General features: G+C 34.9%; 20 protein-coding genes. 2 read left to right on the top strand and 18 right to left on the bottom strand.

All coding sequences use genetic code 11. The features are described from left to right. Positions 1-73: 73 nt before the first annotated feature. The 17 genes from fliE to B0X80_RS07950 form a co-directional block, all read right to left on the bottom strand. Positions 74-415: a flagellar hook-basal body complex protein FliE gene (fliE, locus tag B0X80_RS08030; RefSeq protein WP_077339330.1), complete on the bottom strand. Its 342-nt coding sequence runs from the start codon at positions 413-415 to the stop codon at positions 74-76. A 218-nt stretch (positions 416-633) separates the two neighbouring features. After that, positions 634-1,977, bottom strand: a complete 1,344-nt coding sequence (locus B0X80_RS08025; protein ID WP_077339329.1) for a sigma-54-dependent transcriptional regulator — start codon at positions 1,975-1,977, stop codon at positions 634-636. Continuing rightward, the gene (locus tag B0X80_RS08020; RefSeq protein ID WP_077339327.1) at positions 1,964-3,190 is read right to left on the bottom strand and encodes a sensor histidine kinase; all 1,227 of its coding nucleotides are present in this window, start codon (positions 3,188-3,190) and stop codon (positions 1,964-1,966) included. Before B0X80_RS08020 ends, B0X80_RS08025 begins: the two co-directional genes overlap by 14 nt. Positions 3,191-3,436: 246 nt before the next feature. Then, positions 3,437-4,903 (bottom strand): sigma-54 dependent transcriptional regulator, encoded by a 1,467-nt coding sequence (locus B0X80_RS08015; protein ID WP_077339325.1) that lies wholly within the window; start codon positions 4,901-4,903, stop codon positions 3,437-3,439. A gap of 119 nt (positions 4,904-5,022) precedes the next feature. Further along, positions 5,023-5,760 (bottom strand): nucleotidyltransferase family protein, encoded by a 738-nt coding sequence (locus tag B0X80_RS08010; protein WP_077339323.1) that lies wholly within the window; start codon positions 5,758-5,760, stop codon positions 5,023-5,025. Continuing rightward, positions 5,757-7,241 (bottom strand): PfkB family carbohydrate kinase, encoded by a 1,485-nt coding sequence (locus B0X80_RS08005; RefSeq protein WP_077339321.1) that lies wholly within the window; start codon positions 7,239-7,241, stop codon positions 5,757-5,759. The genes B0X80_RS08010 and B0X80_RS08005 overlap by 4 nt, the downstream gene beginning before the upstream one ends. A gap of 37 nt (positions 7,242-7,278) precedes the next feature. After that, a complete protein-coding gene (locus B0X80_RS08000; protein ID WP_077339587.1) occupies positions 7,279-8,328 on the bottom strand; it encodes a zinc-binding dehydrogenase in 1,050 nt (349 codons plus the stop codon). Between the two features lie 8 nt (positions 8,329-8,336). Next, positions 8,337-9,191, bottom strand: a complete 855-nt coding sequence (locus tag B0X80_RS07995) for an FkbM family methyltransferase (RefSeq protein WP_077339319.1) — start codon at positions 9,189-9,191, stop codon at positions 8,337-8,339. Positions 9,192-9,203: 12 nt separating this feature from the next. Then, positions 9,204-10,952: a thiamine pyrophosphate-binding protein gene (locus tag B0X80_RS07990; RefSeq protein ID WP_077339317.1), complete on the bottom strand. Its 1,749-nt coding sequence runs from the start codon at positions 10,950-10,952 to the stop codon at positions 9,204-9,206. Positions 10,953-10,970: 18 nt separating this feature from the next. Further along, on the bottom strand, positions 10,971-11,777 hold the full coding sequence (locus tag B0X80_RS07985) for an SDR family NAD(P)-dependent oxidoreductase (protein WP_077339315.1): 807 nt from the start codon (positions 11,775-11,777) through the stop codon (positions 10,971-10,973). Between the two features lie 11 nt (positions 11,778-11,788). Continuing rightward, positions 11,789-12,856, bottom strand: a complete 1,068-nt coding sequence (locus B0X80_RS07980) for an alpha-ketoacid dehydrogenase subunit beta (protein WP_077339313.1) — start codon at positions 12,854-12,856, stop codon at positions 11,789-11,791. After that, positions 12,849-13,835, bottom strand: a complete 987-nt coding sequence (locus tag B0X80_RS07975; RefSeq protein ID WP_217697139.1) for a thiamine pyrophosphate-dependent dehydrogenase E1 component subunit alpha — start codon at positions 13,833-13,835, stop codon at positions 12,849-12,851. The genes B0X80_RS07980 and B0X80_RS07975 overlap by 8 nt, the downstream gene beginning before the upstream one ends. Further along, positions 13,835-14,488 carry a class I SAM-dependent methyltransferase gene (locus B0X80_RS07970; protein WP_077339311.1) on the bottom strand — a complete coding sequence of 218 codons (654 nt, stop codon included), beginning with the start codon at positions 14,486-14,488 and terminating at the stop codon, positions 13,835-13,837. The genes B0X80_RS07975 and B0X80_RS07970 overlap by 1 nt, the downstream gene beginning before the upstream one ends. 8 nt (positions 14,489-14,496) lie before the next feature. Then, on the bottom strand, positions 14,497-15,489 hold the full coding sequence (locus B0X80_RS07965; RefSeq protein ID WP_076416967.1) for a GDP-mannose 4,6-dehydratase: 993 nt from the start codon (positions 15,487-15,489) through the stop codon (positions 14,497-14,499). Positions 15,490-15,529: 40 nt separating this feature from the next. Further along, positions 15,530-16,087 (bottom strand): SIS domain-containing protein, encoded by a 558-nt coding sequence (locus tag B0X80_RS07960; RefSeq protein WP_089024855.1) that lies wholly within the window; start codon positions 16,085-16,087, stop codon positions 15,530-15,532. Further along, positions 16,084-17,028 (bottom strand): NAD-dependent epimerase/dehydratase family protein, encoded by a 945-nt coding sequence (locus tag B0X80_RS07955; protein ID WP_077339309.1) that lies wholly within the window; start codon positions 17,026-17,028, stop codon positions 16,084-16,086. Before B0X80_RS07955 ends, B0X80_RS07960 begins: the two co-directional genes overlap by 4 nt. Before the next feature lie 14 nt (positions 17,029-17,042). Beyond that, on the bottom strand, positions 17,043-18,587 hold the full coding sequence (locus B0X80_RS07950; protein WP_077339307.1) for a TIGR04372 family glycosyltransferase: 1,545 nt from the start codon (positions 18,585-18,587) through the stop codon (positions 17,043-17,045). A gap of 250 nt (positions 18,588-18,837) precedes the next feature. On the opposite strand from B0X80_RS07950, the gene B0X80_RS07945 reads away from it, so the two are divergent. After that, entirely contained in the window at positions 18,838-21,336 is a 2,499-nt protein-coding gene (locus tag B0X80_RS07945) for a 6-hydroxymethylpterin diphosphokinase MptE-like protein (RefSeq protein ID WP_077339305.1), read from the top strand. 72 nt (positions 21,337-21,408) lie between these two features. Here B0X80_RS07945 and B0X80_RS07940 read toward each other — a convergent pair whose 3' ends face one another. After that, positions 21,409-24,609, bottom strand: coding sequence for an ATP-binding protein (locus B0X80_RS07940; protein ID WP_077339303.1), 3,201 nt, complete (start codon positions 24,607-24,609; stop codon positions 21,409-21,411). Between the two features lie 427 nt (positions 24,610-25,036). Between B0X80_RS07940 and B0X80_RS07935 the strand changes: the two genes are divergently transcribed. Next, positions 25,037-26,326 (top strand): ammonium transporter, encoded by a 1,290-nt coding sequence (locus tag B0X80_RS07935; RefSeq protein WP_077339301.1) that lies wholly within the window; start codon positions 25,037-25,039, stop codon positions 26,324-26,326. The last annotated feature ends 46 nt before the right edge of the window (positions 26,327-26,372 follow it).

Genomic DNA, 26,372 nt, shown 5'->3' with positions numbered 1-26,372 from the left:
CTGTATTATCAGCTGTATCAGACACTTAATTTCTCCGGGAATTTGGTAACGTTATACAAATAAAAAGTCATACCTAAACAGGCATATTCATAATTTCTTTATAGGCTTCTACAAACTTGTTACGTACTTGTACGGTAGCGTCAAATGCAACGCTTGCCTTAGAAGCAGATATCATGGTTTGAGCAAGGGTTACATTAGAGTCGCCTAATTCAAAGGCTTTGCGCTCGGCCCCTGCGGTTTGTTGAAGGTCGTTAACGGTATTAACGGCATCTTTTAATAAACTACCAAAATCACTACCTGACTTATTTACTGACGGTATTGCATTGTCAGATGAAACGGCTTGCGTATTATGGTTCATTGCCTCTAAAGACATGCTTTGCATTTGTGCAAATAAGGAATTTGATTTGATATCCATAGCAATCTCGCTTGTGTCAATTTCTTGATGTTTATATTGTTACTATGGATAAAGCAATCATGATGCCAAGGTAAAACAATGAATACAGAATTAAAATAAAAATTTAATATTCAACAATTTGGGAGGAATTAAATTATATAAAATATAGGTTATACTTTTATATAAAATAAAAAACCCAGCATACTGATACTGGGTTTTTAGTATAATTCGTTACAGTGTTACGCTGGGATCTGTATTCCTGAATCGCGCATTTTAGCAATTTTATATCGTAAAGTTCTTGGGCTTATACCTAAACGTTCAGCCACATTTTTACGACTACCTTGGCAAGCATTTAAGGTGTCTAAAATAATTTGATGTTCCTGAATTTTTAACTCGTTACCAAGTTTGTCTTCAGAAAGCGTTTGAGTTTCATTTGTACTTGGGAGCGTTGTTGTTTCAAATTGTTCAATAAGTAAGTCGCTCGCATCAATCACATTATTACTATATAAAATAAGTGCTCTTTGAATAACGTTATCAAGTTCTCTGACATTACCTGGCCAATCGTAAGCGGTTAACTTACTTCGTGCGGCTACTGTAAATTCAGGGATACTGTCTGAGCTTTTTTGCACTATGCGTTCAACAAGGTGTTTTGCTAACGGTAAAATGTCATCTCTTCTTTGAGCAAGTGCTTTCCATGTAAGTGGAAATACATTTAATCGATAATATAAATCTTCTCTAAATACGCCTTCTGCAACGGCTTGTTGTAAATCACGGTTACTGGTTGCAATAACTCTTACATCTAACTTAATGGTTTTACGACCACCTAAACGCTCTACTTCTCGCTCTTGTAATACTCGTAATATTTTTGCTTGCAGCCCCAAGTCCATCTCCGTAATTTCGTCAAGCAATATAGTACCACCTTGAGCTTGCTCAAATTTTCCTGGAGAGGCTTGAATAGCGCCCGTAAATGCGCCCTTTTCATAACCAAATAACGTGGCTTCTAACATGTTTTCAGGAATTGCTGCACAGTTTATGGCAACAAAAGGCGCTTCTGCACGATCTGAATTGTAATGCACATATTGAGCAAGCACTTCTTTACCTGAACCACTTGGCCCTAACACCATAACTGATGCCTCGGTAGCAGCTACTTTTTTAGCTAAAGATAATAATTCAATACTTTTAGGGTCTGCCACTACAGGTTCAAATGCATTGGTTATTTCAAGAGGTACGTATTGATTCACCATATTCAGTAAGACTTCAGGTGAAAAAGGCTTTGCCATATAGTTACTAGCACCATCTTTCATTGCTTGTACGGCATCATCAATAGTACCGTAAGCCGTCATAATTAATACGGGCATTTGCGGAAGGTTATTTTTGATACTTTTAAGCAGGGATAAACCCGACATACCTCCCATTTGAACATCGCTTACTACTAAATCAACTTTGTGATTTTTAAGTAAGAGTAATGCGGCTTCTCCTGACTCTGCTTCAATACACTGAAAGCCTGCGAGTAATAAGGTATCAACTAAAGCTTCTCTTAAGCCTGAGTCGTCTTCAACCACTAAAATTTTACTGGTGTTCATTAGCATTCTCCATTGGTGAACCATGAAAATTGGCTACTGATGAGTGTTCTTCTTTTGATGTATTTGCTTGTGCTGAGTCGTTTTGTGTTGACGCATTAAATGTTGTTTCTAACAAAGGAATATGGATACAAAAATGTGCCCCTTCTCCTGCTTGACTCAATAACTTAACACCACCTTGATGTGCATTAACTACCGACTTAACAACAGCTAAACCTAACCCTGTACCTTGAGAACGTGATGTGTAGAAGGGTTCAAATATTTTATCTGCGAGTTCTTGATCAATACCTTTACCATTATCGCGTACGCTAATCAGTGCATAACCGTCTTTACAATATGAAGATAGTTCAACTTTAGCGCCTTCTTTTATGACTTGAATACTATTTAAAACTAAATTTTGTATAGCACCTGTGAGGGCACTTTGATTGCCTAATATTTGACAATCATCTTCACATAACGAAAACGATATTTGTGCATTTTCTTTTTTAATAATAGCGTCAATTGATTGAACCGAACTCGATAACAGTTCGTTAATAGATAGAGGTTCTACAACTTGTTGTTTACCACTTTTGGCAAACAATAGCATATCGTTAACTTGCTGCTCTAAATCGTGTAGTCTTGTCATTAACTTGTCTTGAAAGCTTTCTCTTGATTCGTTAGTTAATTTTTTATTTTGTAAATTTGCGCCATATAACATAGCTGCAGAAAGTGGTGTTCTAATTTGATGCGCTAATGTTGATACCATTCGGCCTAAAGAAGAAAGACGTTGTAACTGACCTAATTTATCTTGTAGTAAGCGAGTCTCGGTTAAGTCGGTGATCATAATTAATTGCCCAGGCTGATCGCCCAGTGCGGTAATTTCTAATTTAACTCTTCGTCCATCGTTAAGAGAAACTTCGTGCCAATCATCTGCTCTTGGTTTAAAAGAGCGTTTGATCACATCAAACCATGGTTGACCTAAAATAGGTTCATCAAGTAATTGGCGAGCAACATCATTAATTTTTACCACAACACCATTACCATCAAGAATAATCATGCCTGTTGGCATAACATCAATCACTTGATTAAGTTGTTGTACTTTTTCTTTTAATAAATTAATTTCATTTAAATTAGAATGCAGAGATACATTCGCTGAACTGCCTACTGCATTAAAAGGAAAAGCAGTTTGCTCAAATGTATTATTGATATTAGAAACGGTTGAAGCTGCATATGTCATAATTCATCACTCAATTATTGATAACACATACAACAAAGCATTTACCATGCCAAACAATAATTACATTAAAATCAGTAAATTACTACATTTTAAGAATTAAAACGTTTAAATATTCATGGTCAATTTTTTGGCTAGAAGTGAAGATTTATAGTTTTTTTATCAAGACATTAATAAGATAGGAGTAGCCTAACTGGCAATAAAAAAGGATATTACCAGAATATCCTTTTTTTCTGTAAAATTGTAACGTTAGTTTTTTTGTAAACTGTATTTACGCATTTTTTCAACAAGTGTTGTTCTACGCATACCTAATGTTTCAGCAGCTCTAGCAACCACCCAATCGTTCAGTTCTAACGCTTGGGTTACTAATGAAACTTCAAGGTCTGCTAAATGGTCTTTAAGATTAAATCCTTCGGCTGGCAATACTGCAATACCTGTTGGTTCAGGTTCTGATGTTTGCATCTCACTCTCATCAACATCATCATCGCCATAATCAAAACCAGAGAATAAATCATTAATCGCATCACGCTCTTGTAATTCTTCTGGGTAATCAGGTTGGTAATCATCAACTTCAATATGACGATATTTGAAAGGAAGTTGCCCTACATTTACCACTTGTTCACCATACATGATGATCATACGCTCAATTAAATTTGATAATTCACGAACATTACCTAGCCATGGGTGCTCTTGTAAAGATTCAATAGCTTTTTCAGTAAAGCGAACACTGTGCCCTTGCTCTGAAGTAAAGCGAGAAATGAGCTCTTTCATTAATAACGGTATATCTTCTTTACGCTCTCGCAGAGCTGGAGTTTCAATAGGAAAAACATTTAATCGATAATATAAATCTTCTCGAAATTCATTGGTTTTAATCATTTCTTCTAGGTGTTGGTGTGTTGCCGCGATGATGCGTACATCGGCTTTAATACTTTTACTGCCACCTACACGCTCAAAAGTACGCTCTTGTAAAACACGTAATAATTTTACTTGCATGGGCTGTGGCATATCGCCAATTTCATCTAAAAATAGTGTTCCGCCTTCAGCCATTTCAAAGCGCCCTTTACGGGTAGAGATAGCGCCAGTAAAAGCGCCTTTTTCATGACCAAATAATTCACTTTCTAATAAATCAGGAGGAATAGCTCCACAATTAACGGGAACAAAAGGCCCTTTATTACGATCAGATAAGTTGTGGATATTGCGCGCGACAACTTCTTTACCTGTACCCGACTCACCTAAAATTAAAACATTAGCCGCAGTGCTTGCTACTTGTTCAATTAAAAAGCGAACTTGTTGCATTGGCTCACTTGAACCCACCAGAGATCTAAATAAAATATCAGGGCATTTACCACTACGCTTGTTAGGTAAATTATTATGATATTGATGGCTGTGGTGGATCATTTCGGTTAATTGGCCGTAATTTAGCGGAATAGCTAATTCACCAATAATATTGTTGTAACTAGAAGCTTGCGCTTTATCGACAATGTCATGATAAATAAATGGGCAAGCAGGATGTGATTTAATAATAGCCTGTATATGCTCAGAAATATCACCACACACTATGACTGTGAGAATGTCAGGAACATCTACAAGGTGTTGAACCAATTCACCTTCAGAAAAAACATAAAATTTTTCCCCTATAAATGCTAATACAGTTTCTATTTGACTTCGCCTTGCCGAGTCGTTATCGACAACTAGAATATGTTTCTGTCCTTGCATAATTCCCTGATGAATAATTATTATCGTTTTGTATACTTATAATAATAACTTGCTTAAGTGAATAATCAATAAAAAATTGACGCTTATGAGCCATTTATTTGACATAGCATATAATTCAATCACTTAAGCCAAATAAAAGCTTCATTATTTGCTATTGCTAAGCTTTCAGGTGTACCAATATCACGCATATACTCTTTATTTTCCCAACCATTAACTTTGTTCATAAGATGAGGCATTAAATGATAACTAATATCCGTTTCATCATCTGTAAGTGTACTCAACAAAGTGTTAACACGTTGGTCAAATAAATAAACAGCGGCATTAGCTAAATTAGATGGTGGGTTTTTAACTTTCTCATGAAAAGCAATCACACAATGAGTGTCATTAAGTTCAACTATTCCACAACTTTGAGGTGAGTCAGTTTTAAATAACATTAAACTCCCTAAACAGTTTTCTTTACGCTCATTAAAACGCGTAATAAAACTTGCCCAATCACAAATACAAAGGTTGTCTGCGTGGGCAATTAATACATCGCTATCGCACCAAAATGCTTTTGTTGCTTTTAAAGTACCTAATGTACCGAGCAGCTCTTCTTCATGAAATGTAGTTATTTGATCTTTAAAAGGTGATTTTTCAATAAACTGATAAACTTGCTCGGGTAAATAATGTGTATTAATTAAAAACTCAGAAAATCCCGCTTTAGATAATTGTTCTAGCCATATTTGTAACAAAGGGGTTTGATTAATAGGAACCAAACATTTAGGTATATTGTTAGTAATAGGCTTTAAGCGTGTACCAAAACCAGCGGAGAGTAAAATAGCTTTTTTAATAGGCGCTACTTTAGTTACGTTACTCATGTTAGTTGCTCTAACGCTTGCATCAATTCTTTAAACTCAAGCGGCGTATTACCCACGCGAGATACTTGGCATGCTGCGGCAACAGAACCAATTAAAGCTGACAACCATAAATCGCCACCACTCACCAAAGCCATCGCAGTAGCCGCTAACATACAATCGCCAGCGCCAGCAGGATCTATAGGGTTACTCGCTAATGCTGGTATTTTATCGTTGTTCCAATGATGCACTTCACTCTTTTCGGTTCTGTGCAATAACGCTCCTTCATCAGCCAACGTAACGATAATGTTAGGGCATTGCATTTTTTGATGAAGTTTATCAGCAAGAACAACCAAGCCATCTCGCGTATTATTAAGAGCAACACGTATTTCACGTTCAGTAGGTGTGATTAAATCAACGTTTTTAAAACGAGAAATATCCCCTACCTGTGAAGAAGTTTGACTGTCTGCTGCCACCATAACGTGATGCTTATGACATAAACCAATAATGCCATCCACTAATGGCTGGGGTAAAATTCCGTAGTTAAAATCTGAAAAAATAACTAAATCAGTTTGAGAAATTTCTTCTGCGAGTTGTGTCATTATCGCTTCTTGAATATCGATACCAATATCATGCTCGCGAAAGTCATTCACTCTGAGTAAGGTTTTATTACCCACACGGTAACGGCGTTTTTTTGTGGTTGGCCTTGTATCATCAACAAAAGTTCGAGCTTTAAGCTGATACTCGCGCATTTTCTCATAACCATAAATGGCCGCTTTATCTTCACCAAGGACAGTATAAAACGATACATTTTTCGCACCTAAGCCTTTAGCATGTGCAGAGGTAATACCTGCCCCTCCTAAAAAGAGCTTTTTCTCGTCGGGCGTTACAACAATAGTAGGATCTTCTTGCGACATACCTACAGCGTTACACTGCATGTATTCATCAATAATGGTATCGCCAATGACTAATATATTAAGCTTCGAAAAATTTGCCATAACCTGCTCAATATCAGCCCTATTAATATGATGGCGGCTCATATAATTGCTTAGTTTACTGACATTTAATACGGGTTGTTCGGTTTGACGATTAAAAACAGAAGACGACTTTACATGGGTATAACCTGAGCTAAATATTAGCTTACCGCCAAAGGTTTCTATCGCCTTTTGCTCAGGGTTAAGTTTGTCTTCGTACTCTTTACCTTTTACAACAACATGAGGCTTTAGTTTTTCAATCAGTGTTGTGGCTGAATCGTAATTAATAAAACAATAATCAACAAAGGCTAGCGACGCGACAATATCTGATCGGTGAGTAGCATCGTTATAATCGGTTTGAGTTAATAATTCATCTGCATTTACCCCAACAACTAAAGTGTTTCCACATTCTTTAGCAAAGCGAAGCAAGCGGATATGGCCCGGATGAAGAATGTTAAAATCGCCGGTGACTAAAACGAGTTTACCTAAGTTTTGACGATTAGTTTCAATACTCGATAGAATTGTCTGCATAGCGTAATTATCTCGTTAATTACTTTTAAGTTACGGCTTAGTTTAATTTAATTAATGCTCTAATAATTTTACGAGCTGCTAAATCATCTAGGGCTGTGTTTATTTGCTCTAAACTATATTCATTTGATAGCAGCTTTTCTACTGGTATTTGATATTTATTAATAATATCAACAATTATAGGAATGTCTTGGTCGGGTTTTGATGCACCGCCCCAGCTACCTTGAATTTGTTTTCCACAAATCAACTCAAATGGATCTAACTGAATTTTATCTCCATTTTTTGGGTGTGATGCAAAAATACACTTTCCTCCACCACGTTTAATTAATGAAAATGCCATTTCTATAGTATGATTTTTTCCCGCAGCTTCAACGGCATAATCAACACCATCAGGGAAGTTACTAAAAAAATTAACTAGCCCTACTTCGTTAGCTAAATAAGTATGTGTAGCTCCCAGCTCTTTGGCTAAAGCTAACTTATGTTCTTCAACATCAAAAGCAATAACTTGTTTTACGTTAAAATGATTTAAGGCAAGTAAAGCACTTAACCCAATACCTCCTAAACCAAATATCACAACCGATGAATTTGGCTTAGGTTGTAACTGATTTAAAATAATACCTGCGCCTGTTGGTAAAGCACACCCTAACAATACAGCCACATTCGAAGGTAAACCTTTAGGGCATAATACAACTCGATTTTCTGAAACCACAGTATAATCTGAAAAAGTAGTTACAGGACCAGAATTAATTGTTGTATTACTTTCATTTAAATAAGTTTGACCTCCACTCTCCAGCCCCTCTCCCTTCAACCAACCTAAAACAACACGCTGACCTATAGCTACTTTGCTAACACCTTTCCCTATAGCAACAACTTCTCCAACACCTTCGTGCCCAAGTAAATGAGGAAGAAACTTATCTTCTCCACGCCCTCCTTTAACTTCCATTAACTGGCTATGACAAAGTCCTGAAAACTCCATTTTTACCAATATTTTTCCTGTAGCTAACATAGGGGTTTTTATTTGTTGCAATACCAGAGGTTTTTGAGTTTCGACCAATACAGCAGCTTTAAAACTTTTAGGAATTATCGACATTTTAACTTTTACAACCAAGGCTTATTAGTTTTAGAGATAAATAAACTACCATCGTGATGTGTGACTATCATGTCTTCAATTTTCTCTACTTTTCCCCAATTTAGCTTCTGTGAATACATAGGAATATTATGTTGATTAAAATAATCAAATATTAATTGAGCATTTTCTTGGTCGTGAATACTTAACATTAAATCTGTATTTTCCCACATCGTTGGTGGACTTTCTAAAATGATAGTAGATTCATGCCCTTCAACATCCATTTTTATAAGATCTATATTTTCAACGATACTATTGAATGTAACCGTATTAACTTTCAGTGTTTCTAATTCTCCATAAGGATTTTTCTTAGAACCAACAATATGACTACCCGTTGTATTACCTTTAACTAACAAGAATTCAGTACCATTAGTATGCGTTGAAACAGCAGCTTGATGAGTTGTGATATTTTCACAACAATTATTTTTAATATTCTCTTTAAGAGCTTGATAATGTAATGGAACTGGCTCAAATGCATTAACTTTGTAGCCACATTTAGACAATAAAATACTATGTAAACCTAAGTTAGCGCCTAAATCTAAAACATTTTTGTACCTTGCTTTGTTATGCCAATAAAAAGCAAATATGATTAATTCATCAAGCTCGAATAAATTTATTGAAGATATATTCCCCATCGCTTGATACGGAAAAATAATATTTTCATAAGGACCAAGGACTATGCTATCGCCTTTATTAAAAGCATCAGCGATAAATCTTGATATGATATTCAATAAAAAAGAATGTATTTTATTCAAAGGTGAATGTTGCTGATAAATATCAGGCAATAAATCAAATAGCTCATTTAAAAATTCATTATTTTGTTCCATATAAACCTCTGATTATATTGTTTTCATGATCTCTAATAAGACCGTTTTATCGAGTAAGGGCTCCATATCTTCTAATTTATGTCCAAACTTTAACTGAGGAACTACTCGCTGTTTAGGGTCGATATTTACGTTGCAAAAAACAGGTCCCGGTTCGGCATAAACAGATGAAATAACCTCGGCAATATCTTTGTCAGCAGACAAACCATAATATTTAAAACCATGCGCCTTGGCTACGGCTTCAAAATCAGGGAAACACAAGCCAGAATCTGTTGTTGATGCTTGGTAACTATTATCTAACCATTGCTCTTGAGTTTGGCAAATCATGCTATACCCAGAATTATTAAATAAGAAAATCTTTATATTCATTTGGTGGTTTACTACCAAAGGTAACTCTTGAATATTCATCATCAAAGAGCCATCACCTACTAAGCAAGTTATTTGCTGTTTACTTGCTAAAGATAAACCAATTGATGCCGGTAGCGCATACCCCATAGGTGTATTGTTATAAGCATGTATAAACTTTTGATTTTTTTTAGCGATAAAGCCTTGCATTAGCCATGCAAGAGTGCAGCCTGTATCTGTCACAACAATGTCATTTTCTTTAGAGCGATATGACATTTCACTCATTAATTTATAAGGGTTTATTAAACCTAGCGGGTTAGTAATATAACCATTTGGAAACTGCGCCTTCCACCCATTAATTTTATTGATCCAAGGACTAAGTTTTTCTCTTGGTTTCGGATCTAATTGCTCTAGCACTTTTTGAGTAAATATTTTTGCATCGGTACAAATAGGATAATCAACATTAAAGTCTAGTTCATTAAACTTATTGATCTCATTTTCATCAATATCGACAATTATTTTCACAGCATTTGGAGCAAAATCTGATACAGGACTACCCGTTTCATGAGTATCTAGCCTTGAACCAATAGAAATTAAAACATCTGCACTTTGTACAGCGAAGTTTCCATAACGCGAACCGTGTGTTCCGAAAGTTCCCGCATATAATTCATCATTTTCGTCTAAATAACCTTTCATTGCCCAAGTTAATAAAACAGGGATGTTAAGTGTTTTAATTAATTTTTCGACATCTTTTTCAGCATTGGCTAGTTTAACTCCCCAGCCAATGATTAACACGGGCTGTTTAGCGTTACTCAAAATATTAGCAATGTTCGGTAAATGGGGGGTTTGTGTTTTAGGATCAATAATAGGTTTATTAAATGGTAGTAATTCATGCTCATTTATATCTTGTCGATAGATGTTGTCAGGAATATCTAATACAACAGGACCAGGCCTACCACTCGTAGCCAAGTACATGGCTTTCTCTAATTCATACCTTATATCTTCAGGTTTAGTAATAGTTACAGCATACTTAGTAATAGGTTTTACCATATCGAGGGTATCATTTTCTTGAAAACCTAACTGACGTACACCGAGATTTTTTTTAAGTCTAAATGTAGAAACTTGCCCTGTTATATAAAGTACAGGAACAGAATCAAACCAAGAGCTACAAATTCCTGTGATCATATTTGTAGCGCCAGGCCCCGATGTTGATATAGCAACACCAATATTATTATTAATTCTAGAATAAGCATCTGCTGCAAATGCACTAGATTGTTCATGATTAGGGCAAATGTAAGTCATGTCTGGGTGCTTAGCTATTGAATCAATAATATGAACTGAAGCACCACCTGTAATAACAAAAGCATGCTTTGTATTTAATCGATAGATGAATTCTGCTACGTAATCTGATAATTTCATATTTAGTTCTTTTACTTTTTATTGGTGAATTAATTCATCATTTCCAGCGCGTCTTAATTTACCTAGGCTGCTGTTATTTTGTAATTTTTTAGAAAGCTGATTATTTCGCCAGTTATCATGAACAACACTGAAGTTTCTTCCTCCAACTTCTGATTTACTTGCTTCAAATACCCAATCACAGCAACAAGCAATATCTTCAAAAGAAGTCCATTCATTATCCGTAGCATATTTATGTTCGGTTGCTTCTTTTGCACCCGCGCTATCAACTGCTAAAAGCGTTTCTTGATGAATTTTTGTTTTAACCCATCCCGGTCCTAAAATCGTAAATTTACAATCATTCATTTCTTCATTTAATAATTCACATGCTTTAATTAATGTTACTTTTGCTAATGTATAAGCTGAAAAATTAATAGGTGCAGAATTAGTGCCTCCTCCTGCAAAAAATATAACACCTGTATTACCCGTTTTATTTCGGCTAGGTAATAAACTATGCGTGAGTTGCATTTGTGCAAATAAGTTGATCTGAAATGAGTCTTGCCATTCTTTAAAGTTAATATTCTCAAATGAGCCAATAGGAATCATAGTTCCAGGACAAACAACTAACTGATCCCAATCAGAAAACTCACTTAATGTCAGCGTTGCGCGCTCAATACTTTCTTGTGATGATAAATCGCAATGTAACAATGATAGTTTATTGCTAGTTAAACTTGCTAAGTTACTAGATAAATTTCGATAAGTTGCTCTAACTTCATGACCTTGTGCAATCCAATGCTTGCAAAGCTCATAACCAATGTCACTCGATGCTGAAATAATTATAATCTTCATAATATCCCTATTTAAAAAGGCCCTGTAAACCAATCGCCAGGAACATCGTGATGCCCTTGTTTTTGCAATGCTTCAATATCAAGAGTTATAGCTAACATCTCACATATTTTTTGAGCAATGTCGTATGCAGAAATATAATAATATTTTGTTCCACTATATGTTGTGGGTTCCGGCCAATCTGGCTTTGCCATAACTACAGGCGCAAGCTTCAGTTTATCAAAAGAGGATGCGACAACTTGATGACTAATACTTGATGAAATAGAGCAAGTTTCGTGCGCTGATTCAAGTAATAATAGCCGTCCAGTTTTTTCTACTGACTCTATTATTCTTGAAGTATTTAATGGCGCTAGAACACTTAGAGTAATATGCTCAATAGATATACCATGATGCTCTTGTAAGAATTTCAATGCGATTTTAGCTTCGGTTGTCAAATAAGAAGATGACACTACTGTTAGCTCATCTCCAGTGCTTATATTAGATTGTTCTGAAAGTAACCAGCGATTATCAATTTGGATTGGTACGTTACCTTTTTGTTGATAGAGCCAACGATGTTCAAGAATAATTACTGGATTAGGGTCAAGTACACTTGCTGTTAACAACTGCTTAAGTTCTTCAGTAGTAGAAGGCATTACAACCTTTAAACCGGGAATATGAGCAAACCAAGCTTGAAGTGACTGACTATGTGTAGGGCCTTGCCCCCAACCACGACCAATAATTAGGCGTATAGTTATAGGCACATTAGATTGACCACCAAACATAAATCGCCACTTAGCAGCGTTGTTTACCAACTGATCCATCGCAAGTAAAAAAAAGTCTACTCGTTGAAATATGATAATAGGCTTTAACCCTGCAATTGCAGCACCTATTCCTATACCCAACATACCATTTTCAGCTGTAGGCATATCAAAGACTCTTTGATCACCAAATGTCTCTACTAAATTTTTAGTTGTATTGAATATTCGACCAGGATCATTAACCCCTAAACCATAGCAGATAATACTTTCGTCATACGACATTAACTGCTCTGTAGTTTCATTTATTGCTTCTGCGAAGCTTATTTGGTGAGTTTCTTTAAGCATAAGTTAAATTTTCAGGTGTATTTGATGCAGGAAAAGGAGCTAACTCAGCTTTTTCAAAAGCTATTAACACGTCTTTATTGATGTTGTTTTTTATAGTATTTAATACTGATACATCAATAACTTGGCTATCAAGTAATTGCTTAGTCAGTAATTTGATAGGATCTTTTGATTTCCAATAAGCGATTTCTTCGGCAGGCCTATACTCTAAATGGTCATCATAATTAGGACCACAATGCTCTCTCCATCGATATGTATCAAGTTCGATAAAAGCCGGACCATTGTTCAATTTTATATGCTCGACAGCATCACTACAGAGCTGAAACGTATTGCTGATATCATTACCATCACCATGCCAGCTTTGTAAACCAATAGATGCAGCAAGTTCGTAGATCTTTCTGTCTTGAGGTTGACGACAATCCAAAGATGAATAAACAGAATAACGATTATTTTCACAGACAAATAAAACAGGAAGATTTCTCACTACAGAAAAATTAGCGGCTTCATAAAAAACCCCTTCTTCAATAGCCCCATCCCCTATATAAATAACAACTAAGCCTCGCTCTTGCTTTATTTGTTTTGCTAATGCTAAACCAACACCAATAGGAATTGTACCACCAACTATTGCGGTACTTCCCATAAAACCAACAGCCTTATCTATTAAGTGCATAGATCCCCCCATTCCTCCGGAGCAACCTGACGCTTTACCATGTAGCTCAGCTATAAAAGCATTTAAGTTGCCGCCTTTAGCTAAATAATGTGCATGTGCTCTATGAGTTGATACAACTTGATCGTCGTGAGTAAGTAACGCGCTTAAAATCGAAGGGGGTGCCTCTTGCCCAATACTTAGGTGAGTGGGGCAACGCATTTTTTGATTTTTATATTGCTCTGCGATTGCTTCCTCGACCATACGTATTTTGAGCATAGTTGATAATATTGAAACTTTGACTTTATCTGTTAATGGAGTTTTAGTATTCATCATTACGGAATAAACCAGTAAAAATCGCCAGTGTAACCAACCTTTTTGAAAAAGGCCTGCCATTCATCAACATGCATAATCGTTTTTGCTGTTAAATTCCAAGCATACATACGTTCTTTTTCTTCATCATTACGATAAGCGTCAACTGTGATAAATGCTCTACCTTTACTCACTCGCATAATTTCTTGTAAAGCAATAGCGCAATCATCTAATTCGAGGTTATGAACGGTGTTGATACTAAAAACGGCATCAAAACTGTTATCTTCATAAGGTAGTTTTATCGCGTTACCCACTTGCAATTGTTCTTTTACTTCTTCTTTCGCGTTAGCAATAGCATATTCTGAAATATCTAGCCCTTGTACTGCAATACCCGGTACAAGTTCAGTAAAGTCATACAACATAAAGCCTTTAGCACAACCAACATCTAAAATTTTACTACTTGGAGATAATTGAAAATGTTGAACAAAGTCAGGAATAACAGGTTGCCAAAAGCGCGAAAAATACTTAAAGCCACCATAACCATATAAACGGTCACCATCAAAAAAATCTTTGCCAAATTGACGAGCGATAGCACGCATTTCTTCAGTCAAAGCATCTTGTCTTGCATGCGGATCTCGTTTGCTTTGAGGGTAATTACGTAATAAATCAATTTCCATTTTATAAATTATGCCTTATGAATATAATCAAGGGGTTGCTGCTGTAGTACAGCAATATTTTCTTGTGCCCACTTTATGGTGCGGCTAATACCAGTGTCGAGACTAATGCTATCTTGCCAACCAAGTTCATTTCTTATTTTGCTCGTATTTAATAAATAAGCCGCATCTTTACCTTTACGATCGTCACTAACTTCGCAAACTTGATTAAAGTCTGCCGACATATTTTGGCAAATTAATTCAACTAATTCTCGAATAGTTACCGTTGACGGTGTCGCAATATGATAACAATCGCCAAGTTTACCTCGCTCGGCAATTAAATGAGTTGCTGCTGACACATCATCAATATGAATAAATGAGCGTTCTGAATGACCTCCGCCATGTAATGATAATTTTTTGCCTAATAGGATATATAAAATGGTTCTAGGAACAATACGGTAAAGTTGCTGCCCTTCACCATAAACATTTGCAGCACGAGTGCTAATAACGGGGAACTGATGCACATCAAAAAAAGTTTTTAAACTCATATCAGCTGCTGCCCTAGAAACAGCATAAGGTGTACTCGGGTTAAATACTTGTGATTCGTCAATATACCCAGTACAACTTCCGTATACTTCAGGCGTTGTAATATGAATATAGCGGTCTAAGTAGTCTTTATGCCTAAGCATATTATGCAGTTTAATCATCGATACAGCATTAGTCATAAACCAATGTTCTGGAAAGTCCCAGCTTTGCCCAACCATACTTTGCGCAGCAAAATTATAGATATGACTGGGTTTTAACTTATCTAATAATATCTCTATTTCTGGTAAATGATGATTAACATCAAGTTGAAAAAAGTTAACTTGGTTTTTACTGTTCGCCCACGAATATGGCAATAATGCAGCAACAGGTGCTGCTGAACGACTAATACCAATAACTTGGTACCCCTGCTCTAATAAATATTTACAATAACTAGCACCTGAAAACGAGTTACTACCAATAACACAAACAGTCTTACTCATAAAATATCCCTAAAAATAGTTAAAAAGAATAGTTTTAACATTATTCATCACATAATAAGCGCATGATCATATGGCCAACGATTAACTGTAAATCTTCAGATATTTGCATGTCGTTAATATCAAAATGTATAGGTAGATCGAGTATCCCTTTTGCTTCTCCCCCTGAGTAGCCAAGTATTCCAGCAGTAAACATAGATTTAGACTTTGCAATATTAATTGCTTCTATGATATTGCTTGAATTTCCACTCCCCGTGAGTACTAATAAAATATCACCTTGATTAGCTTTTACTTTGAGCTGATGAGAAAACACATGTTCGTAACCTATATCGTTTCCCAAACAAGTTAATACCGATGCATTGGCAGAAAGCGCTTCTACACGAATAGCATTAGCTTTTTTGGGACTTATCCCATACAAAAAGTCATTGGCTAAGTGTTGAGCATTACCAGCACTACCACCATTCCCACAAATATAAAGTGATTGACCATTGTCGATCACTTCTTTTAATTTGGCTGCGAGTAATTCAACATGAGACCAATCGGTTCTAGCTAAAATATTTGTTAAATTATCGGCATAATTTTTACAGAGAAGTGTACTCATAAAATTTCTTTTTCCATCCATTTTAAATTATACCAACGGTCTTCATCTGTTAATTTTCCAGCATGATAAGCTTCAATCATTTCTTCAATAGCAATTCTGACATTCTTTTTAGGTTTAAAACCTGTTGCCAATAGCTTATCTGAATTTACTCGGTATGAACGCGGATCATTAGAGGGCGTAACAACAACTTCAGCATCTATTTTCTCTTTGATTATTGCAGCAATCTCACCCACCGTTATGTTTTCGAAACCGGCATTGTATACGCCAGTTACTTGCGGGTTTTCTAATAAAAACAAATACAAATCAGTTATATCGTCGATATGGATATTGGGCCGAGCTTGTTCACCACCAAACACGGTAATACGTCCATTTTTAAGTGCTTGCATGGTTAACATATTAACCGCGACATCAAGTCTTTGGCGGGGTGATAAACCACAAACAGTTGCTGGCCTAACTATTTGTACAACCATATCGTCTGAATAACTTAACAATACACGTTCAGATACCATTTTAGTTTTGTTGTACTCAGATATTGGTTCTAATGAAAGTTCTTCCGTGACATTTTCTTCATCTTTAATGCCATATACACTGCCTGACGATGCATAAATAAAATGCTTAATGCCTTCTCGTTTAGCTCTGTCAGCTAATTGCATTGTAGCTAAAGCACTTGTTTCCCATGTTAATTTAGGATCTAAATCACCACAGGGGTCATTAGCAATTGAAGCTAAATGAATAATAATATCAACGCCATCAAGCGGAATGGATGGCGTATCAATCACGCTACCTTTTACAACAGTTAAATTGGTATGTTCAGGTAAGAAGTTACCAAACCACTGGGTATCAAAAGCAATAACTTTATGCCCTGCATTTAGTAATTTAGGAACTAAAACACTCCCCTTATAACCCGTTGCACCAGTTACTAATATTTTTTTTATATTCATAATTAACTAACTTATTAAAATAATTCAGGATATTGTGACAAAAAGCTGTCACAGACTAAAGAAGAAGAGTCTTTAAAAATAAAATCTGTAGGTAAGTTCTGTATACGTTCTGTATATTTCTTTTGTAGAGGAGTGACTTCATTCAAAAACTCTCCATCAACTATTTGCTTTTCAAATTCATTAACGGCCAATAAAATTTCTTCTGCTGTATTCTCAACGTAATGATAGCCATATTTACTTAGTTTATTTCCGTCACTACAGAATAAAAGAGGTGTATCGTCTTGCTCAGATAACACCTTCCCTTCATAAACATCAATAACATTAACTTTCTCGTTATTATGGAATAAATGCTTAGGTATAAATCTGCAAGATCTCAAATATGGGGGGTTAAAAGGTACTGAATTAACACATAAGGTAGGAGTATCAAATAATGCAACAACACTAATTGGTCCTGAAAGTGCACCTATATAAAAAGAACATTGACTAATTAAGAGTAACTCAAAAAAATCTCCGTGCTCTTTATCTCTATCTAAACAAAAATCTAAATAATTTTCTGAAAGTATATTTAACTTCTGATTTGAGCCATTACCAATTCGAACAACTTTATATCCTTTATCAATCAATGACTCGACTGCTTTTTGATAATGAGCAATATTAACATCTCTATAGTTATGATAAGAAAAATCAGTATCACTTGATAATTTATTTAAATAGTCGCTATCTCTTACATGTAAACAAACTATTTTATCTGATTTTGATAAGCCATATTGACTAAGTAAACTCCAGCCTTGGGTAATATCATCTGGGGCGAGTTGTAACACAGAAGGATTTTCATTATATATACGGATGAGCGCCTGACTGCCATTGGCAGCAATTTCTTCATTCGTATTCCCTCTCAATATAGAATGTATATCATAAGAAAATTGAATAAAAAATTGTTCATCTAATAATTGAGCGCGAGTAATATAAAAATTAAACCAAATACTACTTTCAATTATATGGACATAATTTTTTAATAAGTTATACAAAGCAGTATTCGCAGGAGGCTTTCCACTCGATATAAATAGATACAAACAATTATCATCAGATACCTTGTTCTCTTGATCACGTAACCAAGGCTCTATTTCTATCGCTAAATGACCAATCCTATTTGTGGTTAAAATATTTAATTTTAATCTTGTGTATTTAGGATTGATGTCTGCGAGTGTTTTATTAAATAGGTACTGACATTCTTCATCATCAGGCTCAACACTTAAAGCATAAGCTAATGCTATCAAAGCATCGGCCACCATATTCTTAGACATATAGGCTTTATATAATAATAAATACCCCGTCACATCAGAGCTACGCATATTTACATAATGGTGTAATAAATTAAAATCTAAGATTTCTTCTTGCTGTGCGTCTAAAACTTGTAGTTTCCATAATAGGTATTCTGAATTATTGGGATCTTTTTTTAGTAAGGTATTGATTACAGGTAATAATGTATCGTATTTACCCATTTCTTGATGAATCCTAACATGTTCCACTAACTGCTGAATACTTGGGCTCTTTTGCATTTTTATACCTTTAGTATGATTTTAGTAACATTCTAATAATAATCAGATAAACTCTATCTAACGATTAAAATCTTGACGCTTTTCTATAGTAAAGTATTCAAGCTAATATTATGCCAATAGTCATTAAATCATAGACTATTGGCATAATATTAGCTTTATACTAGCTTAATAGACACAGTAATATAATTTTGACAAACAAAACATAAGTAGACCAACTTACCCACATCATTTACAGAATATAGGCTTTAAAATGACATCAAACGAAGACGTGCTATCTGAACAGTTTCAAATAAGTCGCTACAATGAAAAATATTTACACTCTGTAAATAGAAAATTATTTGAAAGAGAAAGTTCATCTTCTATGTTTGAAAGACAATTTGGTGAAAAACTTCAAAAAGAAGAAAAGCTATACATTATATTAGGAACCGACTCAGGTTTATTGCCCACTTATTTGCTACAAAATAAAACACCTAAGAATACACGGTATTTATTTATAGAACTCCCTTATATCATTGACAAAATAAAAGAAAACATTCCAACTAATTACGATAAAGATACTTTTCAATTTACCACGTTAGATAAATGGCAAGAAACAGCAGAAGCATTTGAGATCAATGTTTATATTTATAAAGATAGTATCGAATATATAAAATCTTTTTCGGCTATCGATTCATTTTTAATAGATTACCATTCAACAAACTTACAAATTATTAAAGAATTAGAAAGTATATTTTTCTTCACTCGTGCATTAGTGGGAGTTTTTCCATTTATGACACGACAATTAGTGAATATTAGTGAAAATAAAAATTCATTAACCTTATTAAACAATTTATTTAAGGGAAAAACCTGTGTAATTCTTGGTGGTGGGCCTTCTCTTGATAATGACCTTGAATGGATCAAAGAAAACCAAGAGAATTTAGTCATTATCGCAGTGTCACGTGTCTCTAAAACATTATTAAAAAATAATATAACCCCGCATATGGTTGTATGTGTTGACCCTTACGATGTCAGCTTTGATGTGAGTAAAGAACTTTTATTGATGTCAAAAGAAGTACTATTTATTAATGCTAACTGTGTAACATCACCGTTGTTGTCACAATGGTCTGGCCGTAATGTTTGTATTGGCGCAAGATTTCCTTGGAAAGAAGAGTCAGATGAAAACTGCAGCATTGTAGGTGGCCCCACAGTAACTAATACCGCTCTAAAAGCTGCAATAGAGATGGGCTTCGCTAATATTTTATTAACGGGTGTAGACTTATGTTATGCGTCATCAGGTGTTACTCATGCAAAAGACAGTAATGAAGCTAAAGTTGGTCCTACACTTGGACAACCGGGTATATGGGTACAAACATATGCAGGTGATAAAGCAGAAACACAAATAGCATTCGATAATGCAATATCAGCCCTTTCTAAGCAAGCAAAATCAGCCTTAGACATGGGGGTAACCATATATAATCTTTCAGCGAATGCAGCTGTTGCAGAATATATTGATCACATTCCCACATCAGCACTTTCATTTGAGAATGAAGTAAATAACGCATGGGAAATAATCAATAATGCTCTTCCTCCTGAGAGTCAAAACTCTATTCAAGAAGATAATAACTTTGTATTAACGAAAGTAAGTAAAATATTAAAAGATATAAAACAAATCAAAATTCTTGCACAAGAAGCACTTGAATGTAATGAAAAAATGTTTTCAATAAAAGGTAAAGAGAGTGAGAATTTTAAATACAAATTGCGTATGGATAAAATAGAAATAGAGCTTGATAAAAAATATAAAAAGGCATCCGCTTTTGTTAAAAACTTCGGTTTGGATAAATTTATTAAATCACTACAAACATCTCACGAATATTGGTCTGATGACCAAGTAAAAGATACTGGTCAAATATATTATCAAGCATACATTGACTCAAGCACTACACTTATTAAGCACTTAGAAGACACCGTAGATCGTATAAAAAGTAGAAAAGAAGAAGAAAAAACATCTCCTGATATAGCTAAGCTTTTTGAACAATGGGAAAAAGACAAACACTTTGGGCGTGTAAAAGTATGGCAAACAAAACATCCCGAATATAAGACTATATTAAAAAATAACTATGCAAGTGAATTAGAGCGTTTCAATACAAAATTTCAAGATATTTTAAGTGATGAAGAATCACAACATATGAAAAAGATGAAGCGCGAATCATCATTGGATGGAGTTAAACGTAAAATTGTTATTTTATTTAATCAAAAAAATATTGATGCCTTAAAGGTGTTAACTCACAGTCTAAAGCTATACGATAAAAATAATCATCAAGCACAAGAGCTTTATATCAATGCTGAAGCTTACTTGGCTATTTTAAAACAAGACCATCAAAGCGCTTTAAACTATTTTGATCAACTAGATGCTGATACGTTTTCTGAAGATGAATTACAACAAATAGCGTTTTTAGGTATAAATTTATCTTTATATGAAAAAACATCATGGGCGTTAGAAAAGCTATCTAGCATATCAGCTAAATTTACCCCTCAGTACGGAAAAGTATTAAATCTACTTGGTGAATACGATAAATCAATTAATGTTTACAGCAAATACTTGGCTGACTATCCTGAAGATTTAATGACATGGCTAGCACTTGGTAAAGTATATATAAAAATTAATGCTGTAGAGTCAGCACAATTAGCGTTTAAACATGTTTTAGCTAAAGAGCCAAAAAATATTAATGCCCGTGAATTATTACAAAGCATAACGGATCTAACACAGTAAAATCCGAATAGAGGTTACCTTGTGGAAGCCTCTTATTTTTCAATCTGGGTTTATACCCATTACTCATCAATTCTAGTTAGTCAACTTAAGAATAGTATTTAGTAACGTATCGTACTCAACAGGTTTAGCCATATGTAAGTTCATACCTGCCGCAAGAGAGCTATCTCTATCTTCTTTTCGAGCGTGAGCTGTCATCGCTATAATAGGTAAGTCGGAAAATTGTTTTTGTTGTCTAATCAGTTTTGTTGCAGTTAAACCATCCATTACCGGCATTTGTATATCCATTAAAATGATATGAATAACATTCTTCTCAAGTAGGTCGAGAGCTACTTGACCATTTTCTGCAATAATAACCTCTGCTTTCATACTTATTAACAGTTCTTTGGCAACTAGCTGGTTAACTAAATTATCTTCCACTAATAAAACTTTCACTCCTTGTAAGTTTTCATTCTTTTGAGAAATAGTAGAAAGCTCTGTTTTATTTAGGCGCAAAATAGATTGTTTTATTGAACTTAGCATATAGCGATAAATAGGCTGTTCTTGAATAATATATGGCATCGTAAGTTGTTCTAAAATAGGCTCATATACACTGGTGTTATATGCTTTTGTTTGGCAAATACAAAGTAAATCAATATGTTTATGTGTATCACTTTTAAGAATATCTAGCAGCTTATCTTCAGCAGCTAACACAACAACATTATCATTGAGGCTCGACTTTTTAATGTCTTGTAATGTAGATATTTCAAGGTAAGTCCACCCGAAGGTATCAATCGCCTTAAGCAATGTATCAGGTAAATTAATACCGTAATTATATAATGTTAAAGGTATAGTAGACGTTTCGTTTTCAGCGCTTATTTTAAAAGGTAGTTCTATGGTAAATTCACACCCCTGATCTAACTCGCTTTTAAATGAAATATTACCATCAAGTAGTTGTACAATTTGCTGACAAATAGATAAACCTAATCCTGAACCACCATACTGTCTTGTCATTGACTCATCAGCTTGTTTAAACGCTTCAAACAAGTGAGACTGTTTGTCGAGTGCGATTCCTATCCCCGTATCTTTTATTTTGAAGCGGATCATCGCATTTTTTGAACTTTGACGAAGAGCTTCTACCGATATCGTTATTTTTCCTTCCTGAGTAAATTTAACCGAGTTTTGTAATAAATTAGTTAGTACCTGAGTTAAACGCATTTCATCGGTATTAACCAATAAAGGCACTTTAGGCGATATATCAACAAAAATATGTAAATTCTTTTTATTTATTTGCCCTATATTCAACATGATCGCTTTATTAATAATCGAGTCGAGACTAGTCGTTTCTTTCACCAGTGTCATTTCACCTGACTCTATTTTTGCAAGATCAAGCAACTGATCAACGAGATATAAGAGGGATTTTGACGCACCGTAAGCATTGTCGATATGCTGGCGTTGGTTGTTCGTTAAATTGGAGCGACCTAATAAAGTGATCATCCCTTGTATCGCATTAATTGGAGTACGTATTTCATGACTCATATTGGCTAAAAATTGGCTTTTTGCTTTGTTAGCAAACTCAGCTTGGTTTTTGGTATTTTCTAATGCGGCTTGTATAGCGTATTGTGTGGTTACATCACGAATAATATCAATAGTGCCAACTTCTATACCTGTATCGCTATGAATGTTCGTACAATAAATATCATAAGTGCTGTTTTTTGTATGAACAACTTTTTGTAATCCGTCTTTCACATTTTTAGATGTACTTAATTTGGTCAGTGCCGTTCCCAATTCGTTAAGTATAATTTCGTTAGCTTTAAGTCCTAAAACTTCATCTCGACTTTTTTCTATAAAGTCACCAAACGTGTCATTAAAACCAACAATATTACCGTCTATATCATTAAAAATAATATATTCAGGTATGGCATTCATTACCGATTTTAATAAGGCATAGTCACGTTTGTGTTGAATAACCTTTTCTTGCAATTCTTGAGTTTTTTCATTAACACGTGTATCTAATAATAAATTTTGATCTGTTAAGCGTTGCAATAAACTACGGTTTTGCCCAAAAATATTTTCTACTACTTGAAACCAACGCAACCAATCTGCTGTTGGTTTAATTTTACCGGGATCTCCTTGTGCACAATATTCAATATGACTAATAAAACGTTTAGTTGGTTTAACAAATGTTCTATGTGTTATCCAATAAATTAAAGCAAAAAATACAGTTAATCCCACAAATAAAATCAGAAAAGTAACGCTATAGTGCTTTAAAAGAGGCTGACGAAAGTCCTGCAAAGACTGGTATTTAACAACACTCCAACCATTAATAGGCAAGGTTTGTTTTTGTACAAGCCAATCTCCTCTTTCTTGATAAAGACTTAAATTATTAATGTCGTTTTTCGTTAATGAAGACAAGCTTTGTGGAACTACATTTTCCCAAGGTTCAATATTACCAAACGCTTCGTTACTTGATTTATGATGAATTAACACCTTATTTTGGCTGTCGAGGACAAGCACGCCAACATTATCTTTTGTTATTGGAGACAATTGTTTTTGCAACCTTGCTAGGCTTATATCAACGTATAAAATTCCTGCCATACCGGCTTTATTAAAAACACCTATACCCAGCGATGTGTTTAAACCTGAACCCGCAGAACCAAGATAAGGTGAAGACCAAACTATTTCTTGTTTGTCTAAACCGCTTTGTAATATTTTTTGCGTGTGCTTTCCTGCTAATAAAATATCGCTGTATTGCCAACTATTTCTATTTATTGATGGGTAAATACTTACAAAACGTTTTTTAGATACATAATAAAACCACACGGCTTCTTCATTTGCTTGTTTAGTGGCGACAAAAGCAGGGGTTAACATGTTAGACATGGCTAATTCAGCCATATGCGCTTTATCTAATGAATCTATATCACCAATACCCGTAATATTATTTCTAACATAATCTTTATGATCGATTACATCATAATGTCGATATTGTACGTAATAATGGTTGCCGTCTTGGGTTAACTTGGGCGCTTTAGTAACAAGGTCATCGGGATATTTCAAAAAATAATTTGCAAACTTTTGAATACTTAACAGGGCTTTTGTATTTTTCACTAACGCTTCATTAATACTTTTAACTTGTTGAGTTAATTCTTTAATTTCAGTTTTTTTATGAGCGGATAAGTCAGAGAAGTATTGGTAGGTAATTATTGAGAGAGTAGAAAAAACAATAAATAAAAATACAATAATGATTGTTATATTGTATTGGCTAAAAACTTTATTTTCCCCTCTTACTCGAAACACCAATTAAGCCTCATCTGTTCATTCTGAAAAATTGTAATTTGCATGGAGCAATATTATATACTCAAATCAGGTCAAGATGCTCGTTTCACAGGGGCAGAGACAAGAATAATCTACCTAGTGCTTTATTAATAATAATTACGCGTACACAAATCCATCTATTGTGATTAATTTTTATCGCTTTTATTTAAAATAGATCCGACATCACCAAATAACACCAACACACAAACAAAACGCACCAAAATAAAACACAACAAATAACAATAAGCACACAAGTGGTGCACACCTCTGTACATGTTGGTGAATAAAAAACATAACAAACTGTTTTAAAACGACAAATAATAATGGCCTATTTTGTGCAGACAACTTCCCGACTTAAATAAAAAATTTAAAATTTCTAATAATGATAAAGTTGTAGGAACAAAACACTATGCGTCAATTACTTACTTTAATTTTACTCTGTTTACCTTCATTAGCGTTTGCGAATGAAGGTGAATTAAATGGAGCAAATACAGCGTGGATTTTAACATCTACAGCACTTGTTTTATTAATGACCTTACCTGGCTTAGCCTTATTTTATGGTGGCTTAGTACGTAAGAAAAATGTTTTATCTATTTTAATGCAATGCTTTGCTATTGGTTCATTATCTTCAATTTTATGGCTTTTAGTCGGATATAGCCTTGCTTTTAGTGAAGGTAATGGCTTTATTGGCGACTTTAGCAAAGTGTTTATGATGGGGATTACAAAAGAAAGCCTATCAGGCGATATTCCTGAAAGTTTATTCATGCTATTTCAAATGACATTTGCAGTAATAACACCAGCATTAATTATTGGTGGTTTTGCTGAGCGTATGAAATTTTCTGCGGTACTTATTTTTAGTGGTTTATGGCTGCTAGCAGTTTACACTCCGGTTACCCATTGGGTATGGGGTGGCGGTTGGTTAAGCCAAATGGGCATATTCGACTTTGCTGGTGGTATTGTTGTTCATATAACTGCAGGTACAGCAGCATTAGTTGCAGCACTTGTCTTAGGCCCTCGCAGAGGTTTTGGCACCACTCCATTATTACCACATAACTTAACCATGACAGTAACGGGCGCAGGTATGTTATGGGTTGGCTGGTTCGGCTTTAACGGTGGTAGTGCTTTAGCTGCCAATGGCGATGCATCAATGGCAATGTTAGTTACTCATATTTCAGCAGCAGCGGGTACATTGACATGGGCATTTATTGAGTGGAAAAAGTTTGGTAAAGCCAGTGTTATTGGTGCCGTTACAGGTATGGTGGCCGGCTTAGGTACCATTACTCCTGCATCAGGTTTCGTTGGCCCTGGTGGCGCACTAATTATTGGTATTTCTGCTGGGTTTGTTTGTTACTACTCTACAGTATACATTAAGCTAAAATTAAAAATTGATGACTCGTTAGACGTATTCCCTGTACATGGTGTGGGTGGTATCTTAGGTACATTCTTAGCAGGTATTTTATCTGCGACAAGCTTAGGTGTATTTAGCGGTTTTGGTTTTGCTGAAGGTATAACGACCATGAGCGAGCAAGTTTTTGTGCAATTAACAGGTATTGTTTCAACACTTGTTTATACAGCTATCGTCACATATATTTTACTTAAACTGGTTGGATTAATGACAGGTGGTTTACGTGTTGATGAAGAAGGCGAAGAAAACGGTTTAGACTTAGTTGACCATGACGAGTCTGGTTATAACTTATAAGCCTTATCAATTAGCTTAAACACGTTAAAAGTATTACCTCGAAACG

The organism is Pseudocolwellia agarivorans (assembly GCF_002000085.1).
GTDB lineage: Bacteria > Pseudomonadota > Gammaproteobacteria > Enterobacterales > Alteromonadaceae > Pseudocolwellia > Pseudocolwellia agarivorans.
Note: the sequence above shows the minus strand (reverse complement) of the source record. Positions and strands in the feature narration are given on the sequence as shown.